We start from the raw sequence: 15,239 nt of genomic DNA on the forward strand, positions 1-15,239 counted from the left end.
AGGGCTGACCTATAGAGGTCGGCCTTATTTGTGCTGGGGTACGTGTGGTAGCGGCCGTGAGTGGAGTATGCCGTTAATCGTAGAACAGCAATCAGGCCCACGAATGTATTCGCAGCGGGCCTGTTCGACGCGTACTTAACGATTGGCATGCTGCAGAGGCTTCCTCTGCCACCGATCATACAAGAAGATCAGGATGTACGGAATGACAAACCTTACTACCGTAAGAGCATCGTTCCAGCTGTTATAGATGAGCCAGCCCATTCGGTGCGCCCAGAGTCCGAAGAGCACCGTACATGCAGCGAGCACGCTCAAGGTCACGGTTCTTCGCTGCATCGCAACGTTCGGCAGTATGCTGGCGATGACCAGTGAGATCAAGAAGCCAGAGCCAAGGTCAGCGATTCGGTCATCCGACCATATGTCAGGGACAAGACCCGGATTCCAGCGATGCAGGTGGAAGAGTACGTCCGGAATAGCTCCTGGCAGCACTAGAGCGGTGTACGAGAAGCATAGCAACCGGATGAAGTACGGGACAGAGTAGGGTCGGTTCACGAACTGGTCTGCAAGACGGGAGAACAGTAGGAAGCTCGACACATAGACTAGGGCAGACATCCAGATCGCCCAATGGCTGCTGTAGACGACGTAGCCGAGCTCCACATACAGCCATTCCAGCACGACCATGATCCCGCTGTACAGGAGAGCGGCGCGTAGCGGATGCTTGGCTGCATGGTAGCAGAAGGTGATCGCGGTCAGCGGCAGAATGACTGAATCTGCGAGCAGAATGCCGAGGAAGTTGTCCTTGACCGGATCGGATAGCAGCTGTGCCGGGAACTTATAGTAATTCATTAGCAGATTGATAATAATTTCAATCACATCGACGATAAGCAGCCCCAGCACATAGATATTGATGCAGGCGCTCCAGCCGATGCGCTTCTTATATAAGATATAGCCGACTAATGCGAGCATGATGGCAGTTTGGATCAGATATAGCATGCTGCTTCCCCTTATCTCTTCATTCAATATGGTATCCACGAACCGTTCCATTTAGATTAACCCAATACCTTAGCAATTATGACTTGAATAGGTACATACTCCCTTGAAGAAGCTATTAAACAATGTCATCAGCATTCATGACGACACCTTGTTTTCCTTTCATTGAAGAAGAAAGCGCTTTTGTATACGATGAAAGCAGATAAGCCCTGCCTAATATGAACGGGCTAGATCTTCACAATTGATAAGGAGGCAATCCTATGGATACATCCACAACAGCACAGCAGTCAGCCGGCGGTCTACGTGTCCGAGTACAGCGCTTCGGACGTTTCTTGAGCGGGATGGTTATGCCAAACATCGGAGCATTCATCGCTTGGGGATTAATCACTGCATTATTTATTCCGACGGGCTGGTTCCCGAATGAAGATTTGGCGAAGCTAGTCGGACCGATGATCACGTATCTCTTACCTGTTCTCATTGGATATACCGGTGGTCAGATGGTGCACGGCTCCCGTGGTGGTGTAGTCGGGGCCGTAACGACGATGGGGGTCGTAGTGGGGACGGACATTCCTATGTTCCTGGGAGCTATGATTGTCGGCCCGCTCTCAGCATGGGTACTGAAGCGCTTCGACCGTACAATTGAAGGCAAAGTGCGCTCAGGCTTCGAGATGCTCGTTAACAATTTCTCCGCCGGTATTATCGGTGCGTTGCTCGCGCTGGCAGCTTATACAGTTGTCGGGCCATTGGTGCAAATATTCAGCAAGGCACTCGCTGCGGGCGTGCAGATGATGGTCAACGCAGGCTTGCTGCCGCTGGCGAACCTGCTCATTGAGCCGGCGAAGGTATTGTTTTTGAACAATGCGATCAATCACGGTGTACTCAGTCCAATTGCAATGGATCAGGCCGCGAAGACGGGGAAGTCCATATTGTTCATGCTCGAGTCTAATCCTGGACCGGGTTTAGGTATTCTTCTAGCCTACATGCTCGTCGGCCGCGGCACAGCGAAGCAATCTGCATCGGGAGCGGCAATTATTCACTTCCTGGGCGGTATTCACGAAATATATTTCCCTTACATTCTAATGAATCCTCGTCTTATTGTTGCGGCAATAGCAGGCGGCATCACGGGAGTGTTCACGTTCCTGCTGTTCGATGCGGGCTTGGTAGCGCCTCCTTCACCGGGTAGTATATTCGCTTATATTGCCATGGCGCCGAAGGGCGGCTTGCTGCCTGTCCTAAGCGGCGTGCTGACGGCAACGGCTGTCTCCTTCGCCGTCGCAGCCCTGCTGCTCAAGACGACTCGCAAGACGGATGAGGAAGACAGCCTGGAGCAAGCGGCTGAGCATATGAAGCGTATGAAGCAGGCCGGTCAAGGGGAGAAGACAGCAGCTACAGCCGCTGCGGTGCAGAAGGCAGTCGTGAACAAGATTGTATTTGCCTGCGATGCAGGTATGGGCTCTAGTGCTATGGGTGCTTCTATACTGAGGAAGAAGATGAAGGAAGCGGGTATAGACGTAGCTGTTACGAATACCGCGATTAGTGAAATTCCACAGGATGCAGATATTGTCATTACTCATCAATCGCTGACAGATCGGGCTAAGGCTAAGCACGCACAGGCCGAGCATATTTCAATAGACAATTTCTTGAAGAGTCCGGAATACGAGACGTTGGTTAAGAGATTACGCTAACTTATTCGTTAACGCTGGCGCTCGCTGCCAGCGTTAACGGCATTCTGCTCATGAGGGAGATCAGGATGAACGTATCAAGCCGTCATCGGCACATGATCCAGCTCCTGCTGGATCGCCATGAGGAGATGACTGCAGCCGAGGTTGCGGCTGCGATTAATGTGAGCACACGAACGGTGCACCGGGAGCTGTCCGAGCTGAGCGACGTACTGAAGAGCTACGGAGCCGAGCTGCATCGGCGCTCGGGGAAGGGGCTGCGGCTGGAGGCGACACCGGAGCAGCTGGAGAAGCTGCGTACACTGCTGGAAGAGCCAGCAGAAGCAGAGCTTACGGTTGAGAGTCGCTATGTGCTGCTGCTGTGCCAGCTGCTGGAGGAGCGTGAGCCGGTGAAGCTGTTCTCTCTTGCTCATGAGTTGTCGGTGACGGTTGCGACCATCAGCTATGACTTGGATGAGCTCGAGAAGAGCCGCATTGAGAAGGGGGGGCTGCAGCTGATCCGAAGAAGAGGCTATGGTGTTCAGCTCGAGGGACCGGAGACAAGCAAACGCCAGCTTATTGTGCAGCTTGCCGAGGAGCAGCTGGACGTCTCGGACTTGTTCGGACCGATGGAGCAATCGGATAGCTGCGAGCTGAATCCAGTCAAGGTGAAGCTGCTGTCGATGATCGGTCGTGAGCATTTCCTGCACGTGGAGGAGGCGTTATGGAATTGTGAGGACAGTCGGCTTCAGCAGCTATCTGATCTGGATTATACGAAGCTGCTGATCCGTCTATCGACCGCCGTTGCTCGCGTGCAGCGAGGCTATCTCATAGAGGAAGCTGCGGCTGCACCACTACCGGCTGCCTTGGCAGTCGAACCGAGCGCACCGCTCCAAGCGATCATTCGGTGTCTGTCGGATAGGCTGTCTTGCTCGTTCCCACCAGCTGAGCTCACGTACATGTACCGGTTGCTGCAGCTGTCCGACAGTCAGAGCCAGTACGAACTACTCGGCTTCGACGAGACAAAGCTGCTGGACATCGTACATCGGCTCATTCAAAAGGTGGAGGAGAGGCTCGCGCTGTCGATCGAGCAGGATCGCTCGCTGCGTGAAGGGCTGCTTCACCATATGGGACCGGCCCTGAAGCGTATTCGTGAGGGAGTGCCGGTTCGCAACCCGCTACTCCGTGAGATCAAGCGTGACTATAAGCTGCTGTTCGAGATGATTCGGGAAGCTGTAGATGAGGAAGAGCTCAAGCTCGGCATGGCAGTGCCGGATGAGGAGATCGGGTATTTGGCGATGCACTTCGGCGCGGCGCTGGAGCGATTGAACAGCCAGGGAGGCGGCATGCGGATTGTCGTCGTATGTACGAGCGGTATCGGCTTCTCGAAGATGCTGGCCATGCGCCTTGCCAAGGAGTTCCCGCAAGTAAATATTACAGGACATGCCTCCGTGTTCGAGGCCGTTCGGCTGCCGAAGGCGGACTACGATCTCATCGTATCTACGGTAGACTTGCCGCTCGATCAGCAGCGCTACATGAAGCTAAGCCCGCTGCTGCCTGAGGCGGAGGTAGAACGGCTGCGCAGTCGGATTCGATCGATACCGATTCGCTCTCGAGTCGATACGGCTGAAGGGAGATCCGAACGCAGTGCGATCGAGGAGCTGCTGCGCTTACAGCGCTATGTGGACGAAATGGTACGTCTCTTGCAGCGCTTCACCGTCCGACATATTAACCGGGGCTTTACAGGCTTGGAGGACGCACTGCTAGAGCTGTGCAGCTACGTGCAGGCGGATGGTGGGCTGAACCAGAAGGAGCAGGTTGTACGACTGCTCATGGAACGGGAGCGTGTCAGCAGTCAGGCGATTCCGGATACGAGCATTGCTTTATTTCATACAAGAAGCGACGCTGTACCAGCGCCGTATGTGACATTGTTTCGATTAAGAGACAATTTACCGCTAGAGCACGAGCAGGACCCCGGGGTGCGGCAGGTGCTCCTGATGCTCGGACCGAGAGAGCTGTCGAAGGAAAGCCTAGAGATTCTGAGTGAAATCAGCGCCCAGCTGCTGCTACCGGAGCTGCTGCAGCTATTGGAAGAGGGAACGGAGAAGGAGATCGTGGAGTTTTTCGCCGATAAGCTGCTGCACTTGGTCGATCATATTATAGAAACGGAGAGAATGAGACGATGAGCATTCTATCTATTGATAAGGTGAAGCTGAACGCCGTGTTCAAGGATAAGCTGGAGGCTGTAAGAATGGCGGGACAGCTGCTGGTAGATGCTGGACATGCATCAAGCGAATATATAGACAAAATGATGGAAAGAGAGCAGACCTTGTCGACCTACATGGGCGGGGGACTCGCTATACCGCACGGCACTCAGGACTCGAAGGCGTTGATTCGACATACCGGTATGTCGATTATCCAAGTGCCGGACGGCGTGGACTTCGGGGACGGCGAGCTTGCGTATCTTGTGATCGGTATCGCCGCTGCCGGAGATAACCATCTCGACATATTGACCAACGTTGCGATGCTCTGCTCGGATGATGACCAGATGGAGCGAATCCGTAAGGCAACGGCGCCGGAGGAGATGCTCCGTATATTCGAGGAGGGGCTCGGCGGATGAAGAAGGCCGTACATTTCGGAGCGGGCAACATTGGCAGAGGCTTCATTGGTCTGTTGCTGAATCAATCGGGCTACGAGGTATGCTTCGTGGATGTGAATGATCAGCTGGTTGAGCAGCTGATCAAGCGTGGTGCGTATACAGTCACCCTAGCGAATGAGGATCAGCGTACCTTCTCGGTGAATAACGTGACAGCCGTGAACGGCAAGGAGCTGGATCGTGTCGCAGAGGCTGTCGCTGCGGCTGATCTGGTGACGACGGCCGTAGGCGTCTCGATTCTGAAGGCGATCGCGCCGGGGATCGCTCGGGGTCTGGAGCTGCGCGCGAAGCGGGGGCTGCGGCCGCTTCCTATTATCGCCTGTGAGAATGCAATTGGCGGGAGTACGCAGCTTAAGGAGCATGTGCACAGTCTGATGAGCGAGGAGCTGCAGCATGAGCTAAGCGGCAAGGTGGCGTTCCCAGATGCGGCGGTCGATCGGATCGTGCCGCTGCAGCAGCACGACGACCCGCTGCATGTGCGCGTCGAGCCTTTTTTCGAATGGGCGATTGATCGCTCGCAGATGCTGGAGCCTTATGAGCCGATAGAGGGTGTGCACTATGTGGATCGGCTCGAGCCGTACATTGAACGCAAGCTGTTCACCGTTAATACGGGGCATTGCTGTGCCGCTTACATGGGATACGTGAGAGGGTATGAGACGATCCAGCAAAGTATGGCAGACCCCCATATTGCAGCTGTGGTGAAGGGCGCCCTTCAAGAGACGGGCGCGTATCTGGTTCAGACGTACGGCTTCGACGCGGAGAAGCATGCTCAGTATATCGAGACGATCATGCAGCGCTTCACCAACCCTTACCTGATCGATGAAGTCATACGTGTAGGTCGCTCGCCGATTCGCAAGCTGTCGCCTAACGATCGGCTCGTTCGTCCGGCTACTCTTGTTCATGAGCTTGGTGTTGCCCCCGCCCATCTGTCTACTGCCATGGCAGCGGCGCTGCTGTTCGATGTGGCGGACGATCCTGAGGCTGTACAGCTGATGCACGCCTTGATGGAGCAGGGTGTGAGCAAGGCGTTCTCTACCTATACATCCATTCCTGAGCAGCATCCCGTACATGCCATGGTGATGCAGAGGTATGCGGAGCTGAAGGAGAGTGAGGAGTGATGCAGACGATGACCAGAGTGTTGAAGGGAATTGCCGCTTCGCCTGGTATTGCTATTGCGAAGGCATACCGCCTGAGGCGTGACAAGTATATTCCCGTTCGGCTAGACGCGTGTGAGCCGGTCGAGGAAGCGTCACGCTTGCAGCAAGCGGTAGAGCAGGCAAGGCATGAGCTGGAGGTAATCCGTGAGAAGACGGAGCAGAGGCTGGGCGCGCAGAAGGCAGAAATTTTCGAGGCGCATCTGATGCTGCTGGAAGACCCTGAGCTGATGGATGCCGTCATGGACAAAATAAACACGGAGCGTATCAATGCTGAATATGCGCTGCATGAGGCTGCCCAGCACTTCATCGACCTCCTGAGCTCGATGGACGATGAGCTGCTACGCGGACGAGCGGCGGACGTTCAGGACGTCGTGGATCGAATGCTGAGCGCACTTCGCGGAGAGACCTATGCACCCGTGTCCGCAATTGATGAGCAGGCTGTAATCGTAGCTGAGGACTTGACGCCTTCAGATACGGCACAGCTCGACCTTGCGTATGTGCAGGGCTTCGCCACAGAAGTCGGAAGCCGCACGTCCCATTCGGCCATCATGGCTCGTTCTCTGGAGATCGCTGCTGTCGTCGGTGCAGGCGTATCGCTTGCTGACATTCCGACGGGAACGATGATGATCGTAGATGCGACGGAGGGACGAATAATCGTCGACCCGAGCGCGGAGGAGCTGCGGTCGTATCAGGAGAAGAAGGAGAGCTACGAGCGGCGTCGTGAGGAGCTGCGCAGATTGATCGCAGAGCCTACTGTGTCATGCGACGGCCGACACGTGGAGCTAGCGGCCAATATCGGCAGCGTGGAGGATGTGCAGAAGGCGATCGACAACGGGGCGGAGGGCATTGGCTTGTTCCGCACAGAGTTTCTATATATGGGACGCAGCGCTCTCCCCACGGAGGAGGAGCAGTACCAAGTATACCGTTATGTGCTGGAGAAAATGAACCATAAGCCGGTCGTCATCCGAACGCTTGATATTGGAGGCGATAAAGAGCTGCCGTATCTCCAGCTTCCGAAGGAGATGAACCCGTTCCTCGGACAGCGGGCGCTGCGTCTATGCTTGAACGAGCAGGAGCTGTTCCGGACGCAGCTGCGCGCGCTCCTGCGAGCAAGCCGCTACGGTCAGCTTAAGATCATGTTCCCGATGATCGCGGTGCTCGAGGAGCTGCTCGAGGCGAAGCGTCTGCTGCAGGAGGAGAAGGAGCGGCTGCAGCAGGAGGGTGTTGAGCTCGCCGAACAGATTGAGGTCGGCATGATGATCGAAATTCCGTCGGCGGCGCTGGCGGCGGATTCATTCGCGGCGGAGGTTGATTTCTTCAGCATTGGGACGAACGATCTGATTCAATATACGATGGCGGCGGATCGGATGAACGAGACGGTGTCGTACTTGTACCAGCCGTGCCATCCCTCCATTGTCAGACTGATCGAGATGGTGATTCGTGCAGCAGAGCGCGAGGGCAAGTGGGTCGGCATGTGCGGAGAGATGGCCGGCGATGAGTCAGCAATTCCCATCCTGCTCGGCATGGGACTGCATGAGTTCAGCATGAGCGCCAGCTCCATCCTGCCTGCCAGAGCCCAGATTAAGGAGCTGTCCCAAGCAGAGTGGGCTGGATACACCCGCCAGCTGCTATCCATGCGGTCTGAGGCAGCGATTCAGCAATTCGTATATGAGAAGAGAAGGAGAGACAGCTAATGGTATCGAAAGCATACACGGTGTTGAACCCGTCCGGATTTCATGCGCGTCCGACCAAGATTCTAGTGCAGGCGGCTAACAACTTCCCATGCAAGGTAAGTCTGATCAAGGGGGAGCGCAAGGTGAACGGCAAGAGCTCGCTCGGCATACTTACTCTGGGGATTAAGCCTAACGATGTGGTGACGCTGGAGATCGAGGGCGAGCAGGAGGAGCAGGCGCTGCAGGAGCTCGGCGCCTTGCTGGTCAAGATCTACGAAGAATAGTCTCATGCCGTTAAGGCAATATGAAGAGCAGGGCTGGTGCATGAACCGTATGACGGTTGATGTGCCAGCCCTGTGCTGCTGTACGTGCGACTCGCACTTCTCTATCCGCCGTAATTACGCTGCAGCTCGCGGATCGCCTGTACAAGCTCGCGGCCGTAGAGCGTCTCGGCCTGCTCGTACAGCGGCTCCCATCGGCGCATCCATTCGGCACGCTCGCCAGCGGTCAGCACATGAATCCGCATGTCGCTCTCTTGGCGAAGCCGCTGCAGGTCCCGCTCATTCACCGCGGCGGCATTCAGATTGGACCAGGCGGTCGCCTCCTCCATCGCCTGCTCGATCGCGGCTTGCAGCTCCTTCGGAAGCTTCTCCCAATACGACTTGTTCATCAGCACGCCATAGCCGAGGTAGCCGTGATTGCTGACGGTCATGAAGCCTTGGACACGGTAAAACTTTTTGCTCCATATATTCGAAACCGTATTCTCACCGCCGTCCACCGCTCCCGATTCGAACGCACGGTACGCTTGGTTGAACGGGATCTTCTGGGTGGTGGCGCCGAAAGCCTCGAATTGCGCCTGAATCGCCCGGCTCGGCAAGATGCGGAACCGCTGTCCTGTGAAATCAGATGGGTAGATCAGGGGTCCGCGATTCGTGGTCATCTGCTTGAAGCTGTTGCCCCAGAACGCGAGCCCCTTCATGTTGCTCTCCTCCAGCTTCTTGAACAGGATGCCTGCCACAGGTCCACGGAATGCTTCCTGTACTGCCTCGTCCGACAGGAAGGCGAACGGCAGGTCGAGCACCGCCCATTCCGGGAACATCTGCGAGATGTTCGAGAACGAGGGCGCCAGCATCTGTACCTCGCCGCGCAGAAGCGCCTCCTTCTCCGTTGCCTCGGTGTGCAGAATGGCGTTCGGATACACCTCCACCTTCACCCGTCCAGCCGTCTTCTCCAGCACGAGCTCCGCGAAGCGCTGCGCTGCCAGCCCCTTGGGCGTACTCTCCGCCACCACGTGGCTGAACTTGATCACATATTGCTCCTGGAAGCCCTGCTGCTCGTCGTCTTGAGCGACGGGGCCGGACGAGAAGGAGGGGTAGAAGCCGACCAATGCGGCAGTGGTCAGTCCGAATATGATGAATAGCATCGTGCCTAGCCACGGTCGCATGCGAGTGCCCCCTTACGTGCATTGTAGTGAAGCGTCTATGATGATTAGTATATACCATCTGAGGCCGTGTCCGTCTATGGCTGCCTATGGTGCTGCCTGAAGCGTGTATGCTTGGTTGCGAAGCGGATCATGGTGTATGATGGATGCACAATATGAGCTGCGGGAAGGGCAGGCGGACAACATGCTGCAGCGGCTGAAAATGAACTGGAAAATTGCGATCCTCTCCTTCGGCATCGTGCTGTTCGCTCTGTTGATCGGCGGTACGATTCTGCTCGGCGGCATCCTCCATCTGAAGGAGGAGGAGCTCGGCCGGCGTCTGCTCATCACGGCGCGCACGGCCGCCCAGCAGCCGGAAATTATCGCCGGCATCGGGCGGCCTGAGCTGCGCGAGGAGCTGCAGGCCGCCGCCGAGCGCATGCGCATCATCAACGACGTGACGTACGTCGTTGTCATGGATATGAACCGGGTGCGGCTGTCGCACCCGGTTGAGAGCAAGATCGGCACCGTCTCCGAGGGTGCCGATGAGGGGCCTGCCTTCGCCGAGCACACGTACGTGTCGCAGGCGAGGGGAGAGCTCGGCACGGCGCTGCGCGCAATCGTGCCGGTCATGAGCGGGGACCGGACGCAGATCGGCGTCGTGGTCGTAGGTCGCATCCTGCCGACAGCGGGGCAGGTGCTGCGGGAGCTGTCCGGACAGGCGTCCATCATCGTGCTGCTGTCGCTCACGTTCGGGCTGTGGGGCTCGTGGCGGCTTGCGACACATATCAAGAAGCAGATGTTCCAGCTAGAGCCTGCTGAGATCGCCCGGCTGCTGGTCGAGCGCGAGGCGACGTTCCACGCGATGCATGAGGGCGTTATCGCCATCGACAAGGACGAGCGTATCGCCATCTTCAACGATAGGGCGAAGCAGATGCTGCACATCGAGGGAGATGTGCGCGGCCACAGCATTCGTGAGGTGCTGCCGGATACACGGCTGCCCGAGATTCTGGAGCTGGATGCTCCTGTCTACAATCAGGAGCATGTCATTGGCGGTCAGCACATCCTGAGCAATCGGGTGCCGATCAAGATCGGCAGCGAGACGGTCGGCGCTGTCGCCATTTTCCAGGATCGTACAGAGGTGACGCGCATGGCGGAGGAGCTGACGGGAGTGAAGGCGTTCGTCGATGCGCTGCGCGTCCATAACCATGAATATATGAACAAGCTGCATACGATCGGCGGGCTGATCCAGCTCGGCAATAAGGAGCAGGCGCTCGACTACTTATTCGAGATGGTCGAGGAGCGTGAGGAGCTGACGCGCTTCTTAACGAGGCGCATCCATCATGACAGCTTGACCGGGCTGCTGCTCGGCAAGATCAGCCGCGGTCGCGAGCTGGGCATCGAGGTGACGATCGATCGTCAGAGCCGGCTGCATCGGTTTCCCGCTGGTCTGGATCATCACGACTTCGTCATCGTGCTGGGCAACCTGATCGAGAACGCCTTCGATGCGCTCGAGGGCGTAGAAGGAGACAAGCAGGTGTTCGTCAGTCTGGAGCAGGATGATGAGCTCGTGTCTGTGCTGGTGGAGGATACGGGTAGGGGTATGGACGAGGCGACGAAGGAGCGTGTCTTCGAGCGAGGCTTCACGACGAAGGGCGGAGTCGGGCGAGGCATCGGGCTGCACCTGATCGCAAGCATCGTCCGGAAGGCGGGCGGCTCGGTCCGCATCGACTCGTCACCCGGAGCAGGCGCGACCTTCATGCTGACATTGCCTATGCGGCAGGAGAAACAGAGCGTGCGGAAGGGGCAACCACAGGAAGGAGGCGACAGCGACGATGGAGCGGATACGGGTACTGTTAATTGAGGATGATCCGATGGTGCAGGAGGTGAACCGGCAGTTCGTAGAGCGGGTCGAAGGCTTCGAGGTGATCGGCGTCGCATCGAGCGGCACCGAAGGCTTGGAGCTCGTTTCCCGTCTGGAGCCGGATCTTGCCATTCTCGACATATTCATGCCGGGTCTCGACGGTGTGGAGACGCTGCAGCGGATGCGCAGCCAGCTGCTGTCGGTGGACGTCATCGTCATTAGCGCGGCGAACGACATGGCGACGATCGAGCGGATGCTGCAGAACGGCGCGACGGACTATATTATGAAGCCGTTCAAGTTCGAACGGGTGAAGCAGGCGCTGGAGCATTACAGGCATAAGAAGGAGACGCTCGTCTCCGCTCGAGCCGTCACGCAGTCGGAGCTCGATCGTCTGCTGTTCGGCCAGCGACTAGGCGCCGCGGCTTCTGCAGTCGGAGCTGACCTGGTGAAGCCGGACACGAGCGGTCCAGCGGCATGGGAGCTGCCGAAGGGGCTGCAGGTGGTGACGATGCGGCAGATTATTCAGTTCCTCAAGGGACAGTCCGAGCCGCTCTCCGCGGAGGAGGTAGCCGAGGGCGTTGGCATTGCCCGAGTGACGGCAAGACGGTATCTGGAGTATCTGGAGAAGACGGGCGACCTGCGCAGAGATCTGCAATACGGCGTCGGACGGCCGCTGAATAAGTATGTGTGGACTGACAAGACGTCCAGCTGAGCTCGAAGGCAATGTACCATACGGCATCAGAAGCCGTTGGTGCGATACTTGCTGTTAGAGCAGAGGTAGCGGTTCTCAATGTATTGCTCGCTGTTCATTATTGGGCGCTGTCTCCTTGGAGAAGGTGTTTTTTTGGACTGGAGATGCTGCGTTATGCAGCTGTCTTTTGCATGGAGGGCGAACAATTTGGTAATATAAAGTGATGAAGTCAAGATACAGGAGCTGGGCACATGAGTAACGATGAGATTATAGTAACCCAAGAGGGACTTGAGAAGATTCAGCAGGAGCTAGAGGAGCTGAAGGGCGTGAAGCGCCGCGAGCTGGCCGAGCGTCTGAAGGTAGCGATCAGCTATGGCGATCTGCGGGAGAACAGCGAGTACCACTCCGCGAAGGATGAGCAGGCGTTCATGGAGACGCGCATCTTGACGCTGGAGCGCATGCTGAAGCATGTACGTGTCGTCGAGGCCAGCAGTATCAAGACGGACCAAGTGAGCATCGGCTCCATTGTGACGGTCAATGACATCGAGTTCTCGGAGAAGATCGAGTACCGAATCGTCGGCCCTACTGAGGCGGATGTGATGGATAACAAGATATCGTACGAGAGCCCGCTTGGCAAGGAGCTGCTCGGCAAGAAGGTCGGCGATAAGATCAACGTGACCGCGCCGATGGGTACGATTCAATATGAGCTGCTGGAGATCCGCATGGCCTAAGGCTGATTCGGACGGCAGTTGAACCAACGATAACGAATAATGAAGCAGCCTCTCCTTAGGCTCGTGTGATGCGAGTCTGAGGGATAGGGGCTGTTTTTGCTATGCAGCTGATATAAGGAGTTGACTCTCACGCTGCGTAAGGCTGTAGGCTAGAGGAGAAGGGAGGGAGCACGAGATGAAGCAGAAGCGACAGCGCCCACTGAAGGTCAAGGAGGTCGCAGAGCTGGCGGGTATTAGCGTTCGTACGCTGCATCACTATGACGAGCTCGGGCTGCTCGTGCCTGATCAGGTGACGGCAGCCGGCTATCGGCTGTATGCGGAGGAGAGCCTCGATACGCTGCAGCAAATTCTCGTCCTGCGTGAGCTTGACGTCCCGCTGAAGCAGATCAAGCAGATGCTCGGCGACCCGTCGTATGACCGTCAGGAGGCGCTTGTGCGGCATTATGGCTTGCTGCAGCAGAAGCGAGATCGGCTCAATCGCATCCTCGCTACCCTGGAGACGACAATTCAGCATCAGAGAGGAGAATGTGATATGACGAACGAGCAGAAGTTCGAGGGCTTCGACTTCACCCGCAATCCGTACGAGGCCGAGGCACGTGAGCGCTGGGGAGATGAGAGGGTGAATGAAGCAAGCGAGAAGCTTGCGCGTTACGCGAAGCCGGGGCAGGAGGCGCTGCAGAGCGAGATGAACGAGATCTATCGGCAGCTGGCACAGCTTCGCCACGGGTCACCGGACAGCGAGAGTGCACAGGAGGCGATCGGACGCTGGTACGATTGTCTGAACCGCATCGGAAGCTATTCGCCGGAGGCGTTCAAGGGGCTCGGTCAGCTCTATGTCGAGGATGAACGCTTCACGCGCAGCATCGACCAGTTCGGCGACGGACTCGCGCGGTTCATGTGTGAGGCGATGACGGTCTATGCGGACCGCGCTTCGAAGGACTGAAGGAAGTAGTAAGGTGGGCGAATGTCCGTAGCACATGAGCGCAAGTGGACAGTATGATGGAAGGGAGAGGAGTGAATTTCTTAATTATGGATAACAACCAAACGATATGGCAGCCGGGTCAGGCCTCCATCCATCATACGAACCATTCAGCGAAGCCTGTACAGCGGAGCAAGCGTAAACGTCCGAAGCACGGAGCAGCCCACGAAGTACGCAAGCATCGTAAGTCTAAGCCATCCAAGCCTGTCCGCCGCCGTAAAAAAGCACACCACCATCGGTCAAAGCATAACCATTGCCGTATTCCTTCTACCATCAACGTATGCGATAACCAGGTCAGACTGCGGCTTGCCGGGTTGACCGGCAACCTCAACTTCCAGCTGCTGCGCGCCAAGGGCTGCCGCGTCACGATTGAGTTCGAGGGAGCGCAGGGACAGACGGAGGTCAGCGGGGAGATCGCAAGCGTAGGTACGGACTACGTCGATATCGCGCAGGTGGATCGGACGGTCGTGACGATTATGCAGAGCCGCATCATTGCGGTGCGTTGGGATGACCCGTCCTGCAGACCTGGCGATGTGAAGAAGCTGATCGGGGCATAAGGGGCTCCAGCTATGCTGGCAGCTAGCTTGCCCTACAAGCCGCAGCCCAGCAAGTAGGGATACCGCGCGAGCGCCGGGTTCCTGCTTGCTGGGCTGCAATGCGAATGTACTGAGAATGCAAATGCTAATGCAAATACTAATGCAATACGCGAACTAGACATACTCGCTCGAGCTGAACACGTACGACTCGGCCTGGTGCTGTCCGTACGCCGAGCGCTTGCTCATCGCTCTCGGTCAAGGTGCCTCGTATGATAGCTCTTTCATCATCGCGGTCTGTGATCACCTCGACCTCTTCTTCGAGGTAGCTGACGAGCCGCAGACTGAGCGGAATGCCGAAGAAGATGTTGAGCAGCTCGGGACGGCACGAGACGGTGCAGCCGAATTCAAGCACGAGCTGCCGCTTCAGCTTCGGATCGAGGTCCATTACTGAATGATGGTGATGCCCGGCGATCGGTACATGCCGCTTGCTGCGAATAAGAGAGAGCATTCTTGTGTAGGGGATGAAGCTAATGCGGCCAGACCTGCACAGCTGGACGTAATCGGCTCCCGCATCCTGCAGCTGGCCCTTGGCGAGCTTTTCTTCTTCATTGCAAGCATAGAACACTTCCACGGCTATCCCCCGCATGGATCGGAGGCGCAGCCTTAGGGAGGACAGATTGTCGGGCTCCTGTGGATTGCCGAGCGTGCGCAGCAGCTCGTTGACCTCCTCGATGCAAGCTTGCAGACGCGCCTGAGCTTGGGGAGACTGAGGACTTGTCGGCGAGGTGATGCCTGGTCTTCTGCGGACCTTTCGCGGATGGTTATGCCGATTGCCCCGCCCGTGCACATGCTTCGTATGCTTCATGACAGCGTCACTCCTTTCCTTC

General features: G+C 57.0%; 14 protein-coding genes. 11 read left to right on the forward strand and 3 right to left on the reverse strand.

All coding sequences use genetic code 11. The features are described 5' to 3' along the window. Positions 1-135: 135 nt before the first annotated feature. Positions 136-990, reverse strand: coding sequence for a hypothetical protein (locus PAE68_RS01685; RefSeq protein WP_281883449.1), 855 nt, complete (start codon positions 988-990; stop codon positions 136-138). Positions 991-1,247: 257 nt separating this feature from the next. Here PAE68_RS01685 and PAE68_RS01690 point away from each other — a divergent pair, with 257 nt between their 5' ends. The 6 genes from PAE68_RS01690 (at position 1,248) to PAE68_RS01715 (ending at position 8,415) form a co-directional block, all read left to right on the forward strand. Continuing rightward, entirely contained in the window at positions 1,248-2,672 is a 1,425-nt protein-coding gene (locus PAE68_RS01690; RefSeq protein WP_281883451.1) for a PTS mannitol transporter subunit IIBC, read from the forward strand. A 65-nt stretch (positions 2,673-2,737) separates the two neighbouring features. Beyond that, positions 2,738-4,831 carry a BglG family transcription antiterminator gene (locus PAE68_RS01695; RefSeq protein WP_281883453.1) on the forward strand — a complete coding sequence of 698 codons (2,094 nt, stop codon included), beginning with the start codon at positions 2,738-2,740 and terminating at the stop codon, positions 4,829-4,831. After that, complete coding sequence (locus tag PAE68_RS01700) at positions 4,828-5,265, forward strand: PTS mannitol transporter subunit IIA (RefSeq protein WP_281883455.1); 438 nt, start codon at positions 4,828-4,830, stop codon at positions 5,263-5,265. The genes PAE68_RS01695 and PAE68_RS01700 overlap by 4 nt, the downstream gene beginning before the upstream one ends. Then, entirely contained in the window at positions 5,262-6,419 is a 1,158-nt protein-coding gene (locus PAE68_RS01705) for a mannitol-1-phosphate 5-dehydrogenase (RefSeq protein WP_281883457.1), read from the forward strand. The genes PAE68_RS01700 and PAE68_RS01705 overlap by 4 nt, the downstream gene beginning before the upstream one ends. A gap of 8 nt (positions 6,420-6,427) precedes the next feature. Continuing rightward, positions 6,428-8,152: a phosphoenolpyruvate--protein phosphotransferase gene (gene ptsP / locus PAE68_RS01710; protein ID WP_281883459.1), complete on the forward strand. Its 1,725-nt coding sequence runs from the start codon at positions 6,428-6,430 to the stop codon at positions 8,150-8,152. Beyond that, complete coding sequence (locus tag PAE68_RS01715) at positions 8,152-8,415, forward strand: HPr family phosphocarrier protein (RefSeq protein WP_281883461.1); 264 nt, start codon at positions 8,152-8,154, stop codon at positions 8,413-8,415. Before ptsP ends, PAE68_RS01715 begins: the two co-directional genes overlap by 1 nt. A 101-nt stretch (positions 8,416-8,516) precedes the next feature. Here the strand turns inward: PAE68_RS01715 and PAE68_RS01720 are convergent, their stop codons facing one another. After that, positions 8,517-9,575, reverse strand: a complete 1,059-nt coding sequence (locus PAE68_RS01720; RefSeq protein ID WP_281883463.1) for a DctP family TRAP transporter solute-binding subunit — start codon at positions 9,573-9,575, stop codon at positions 8,517-8,519. A 181-nt stretch (positions 9,576-9,756) separates the two neighbouring features. Between PAE68_RS01720 and PAE68_RS01725 the strand changes: the two genes are divergently transcribed. The 5 genes from PAE68_RS01725 (at position 9,757) to PAE68_RS01745 (ending at position 14,373) form a co-directional block, all read left to right on the forward strand. Next, positions 9,757-11,415, forward strand: a complete 1,659-nt coding sequence (locus PAE68_RS01725) for an ATP-binding protein (protein ID WP_281890851.1) — start codon at positions 9,757-9,759, stop codon at positions 11,413-11,415. Further along, positions 11,387-12,127, forward strand: coding sequence for a response regulator (locus PAE68_RS01730; protein ID WP_281883464.1), 741 nt, complete (start codon positions 11,387-11,389; stop codon positions 12,125-12,127). The genes PAE68_RS01725 and PAE68_RS01730 overlap by 29 nt, the downstream gene beginning before the upstream one ends. A gap of 230 nt (positions 12,128-12,357) precedes the next feature. Further along, positions 12,358-12,837, forward strand: coding sequence for a transcription elongation factor GreA (greA, locus tag PAE68_RS01735; RefSeq protein WP_281883466.1), 480 nt, complete (start codon positions 12,358-12,360; stop codon positions 12,835-12,837). A gap of 175 nt (positions 12,838-13,012) precedes the next feature. Continuing rightward, a complete protein-coding gene (locus PAE68_RS01740; protein ID WP_281883468.1) occupies positions 13,013-13,780 on the forward strand; it encodes a MerR family transcriptional regulator in 768 nt (255 codons plus the stop codon). Between the two features lie 86 nt (positions 13,781-13,866). Further along, a complete protein-coding gene (locus PAE68_RS01745; protein ID WP_281883470.1) occupies positions 13,867-14,373 on the forward strand; it encodes a hypothetical protein in 507 nt (168 codons plus the stop codon). 136 nt (positions 14,374-14,509) lie between these two features. Here the strand turns inward: PAE68_RS01745 and PAE68_RS01750 are convergent, their stop codons facing one another. Continuing rightward, positions 14,510-15,217 (reverse strand): hypothetical protein, encoded by a 708-nt coding sequence (locus PAE68_RS01750; RefSeq protein ID WP_281883472.1) that lies wholly within the window; start codon positions 15,215-15,217, stop codon positions 14,510-14,512. Positions 15,218-15,239: the final 22 nt, after the last annotated feature.

The organism is Paenibacillus sp. YYML68 (genome assembly GCF_027923405.1).
Classification (GTDB): Bacteria; Bacillota; Bacilli; order Paenibacillales; family NBRC-103111; genus Paenibacillus_G.

Excerpts from the sequence above, each read along its gene's own strand:
- PAE68_RS01690 (WP_281883451.1), top strand. The coding sequence starts at position 1,248 with ATGGATACATCCACAACAGCACAGCAGTCAGCCGGCGGTCTACGTGTC.
- PAE68_RS01705 (WP_281883457.1), top strand. The coding sequence starts at position 5,262 with ATGAAGAAGGCCGTACATTTCGGAGCGGGCAACATTGGCAGAGGCTTC.
- PAE68_RS01695 (WP_281883453.1), top strand. The coding sequence starts at position 2,738 with ATGAACGTATCAAGCCGTCATCGGCACATGATCCAGCTCCTGCTGGAT.
- PAE68_RS01700 (WP_281883455.1), top strand. The coding sequence starts at position 4,828 with ATGAGCATTCTATCTATTGATAAGGTGAAGCTGAACGCCGTGTTCAAG.
- PAE68_RS01725 (WP_281890851.1), top strand. The coding sequence starts at position 9,757 with ATGCTGCAGCGGCTGAAAATGAACTGGAAAATTGCGATCCTCTCCTTC.
- PAE68_RS01685 (WP_281883449.1), bottom strand. The coding sequence starts at position 990 with ATGCTATATCTGATCCAAACTGCCATCATGCTCGCATTAGTCGGCTAT.
- ptsP (WP_281883459.1), top strand. The coding sequence starts at position 6,428 with ATGACCAGAGTGTTGAAGGGAATTGCCGCTTCGCCTGGTATTGCTATT.
- PAE68_RS01720 (WP_281883463.1), bottom strand. The coding sequence starts at position 9,575 with ATGCGACCGTGGCTAGGCACGATGCTATTCATCATATTCGGACTGACC.
- PAE68_RS01715 (WP_281883461.1), top strand. The coding sequence starts at position 8,152 with ATGGTATCGAAAGCATACACGGTGTTGAACCCGTCCGGATTTCATGCG.
- PAE68_RS01740 (WP_281883468.1), top strand. The coding sequence starts at position 13,013 with ATGAAGCAGAAGCGACAGCGCCCACTGAAGGTCAAGGAGGTCGCAGAG.
- PAE68_RS01750 (WP_281883472.1), bottom strand. The coding sequence starts at position 15,217 with ATGAAGCATACGAAGCATGTGCACGGGCGGGGCAATCGGCATAACCAT.
- PAE68_RS01745 (WP_281883470.1), top strand. The coding sequence starts at position 13,867 with ATGGATAACAACCAAACGATATGGCAGCCGGGTCAGGCCTCCATCCAT.
- greA (WP_281883466.1), top strand. The coding sequence starts at position 12,358 with ATGAGTAACGATGAGATTATAGTAACCCAAGAGGGACTTGAGAAGATT.
- PAE68_RS01730 (WP_281883464.1), top strand. The coding sequence starts at position 11,387 with ATGGAGCGGATACGGGTACTGTTAATTGAGGATGATCCGATGGTGCAG.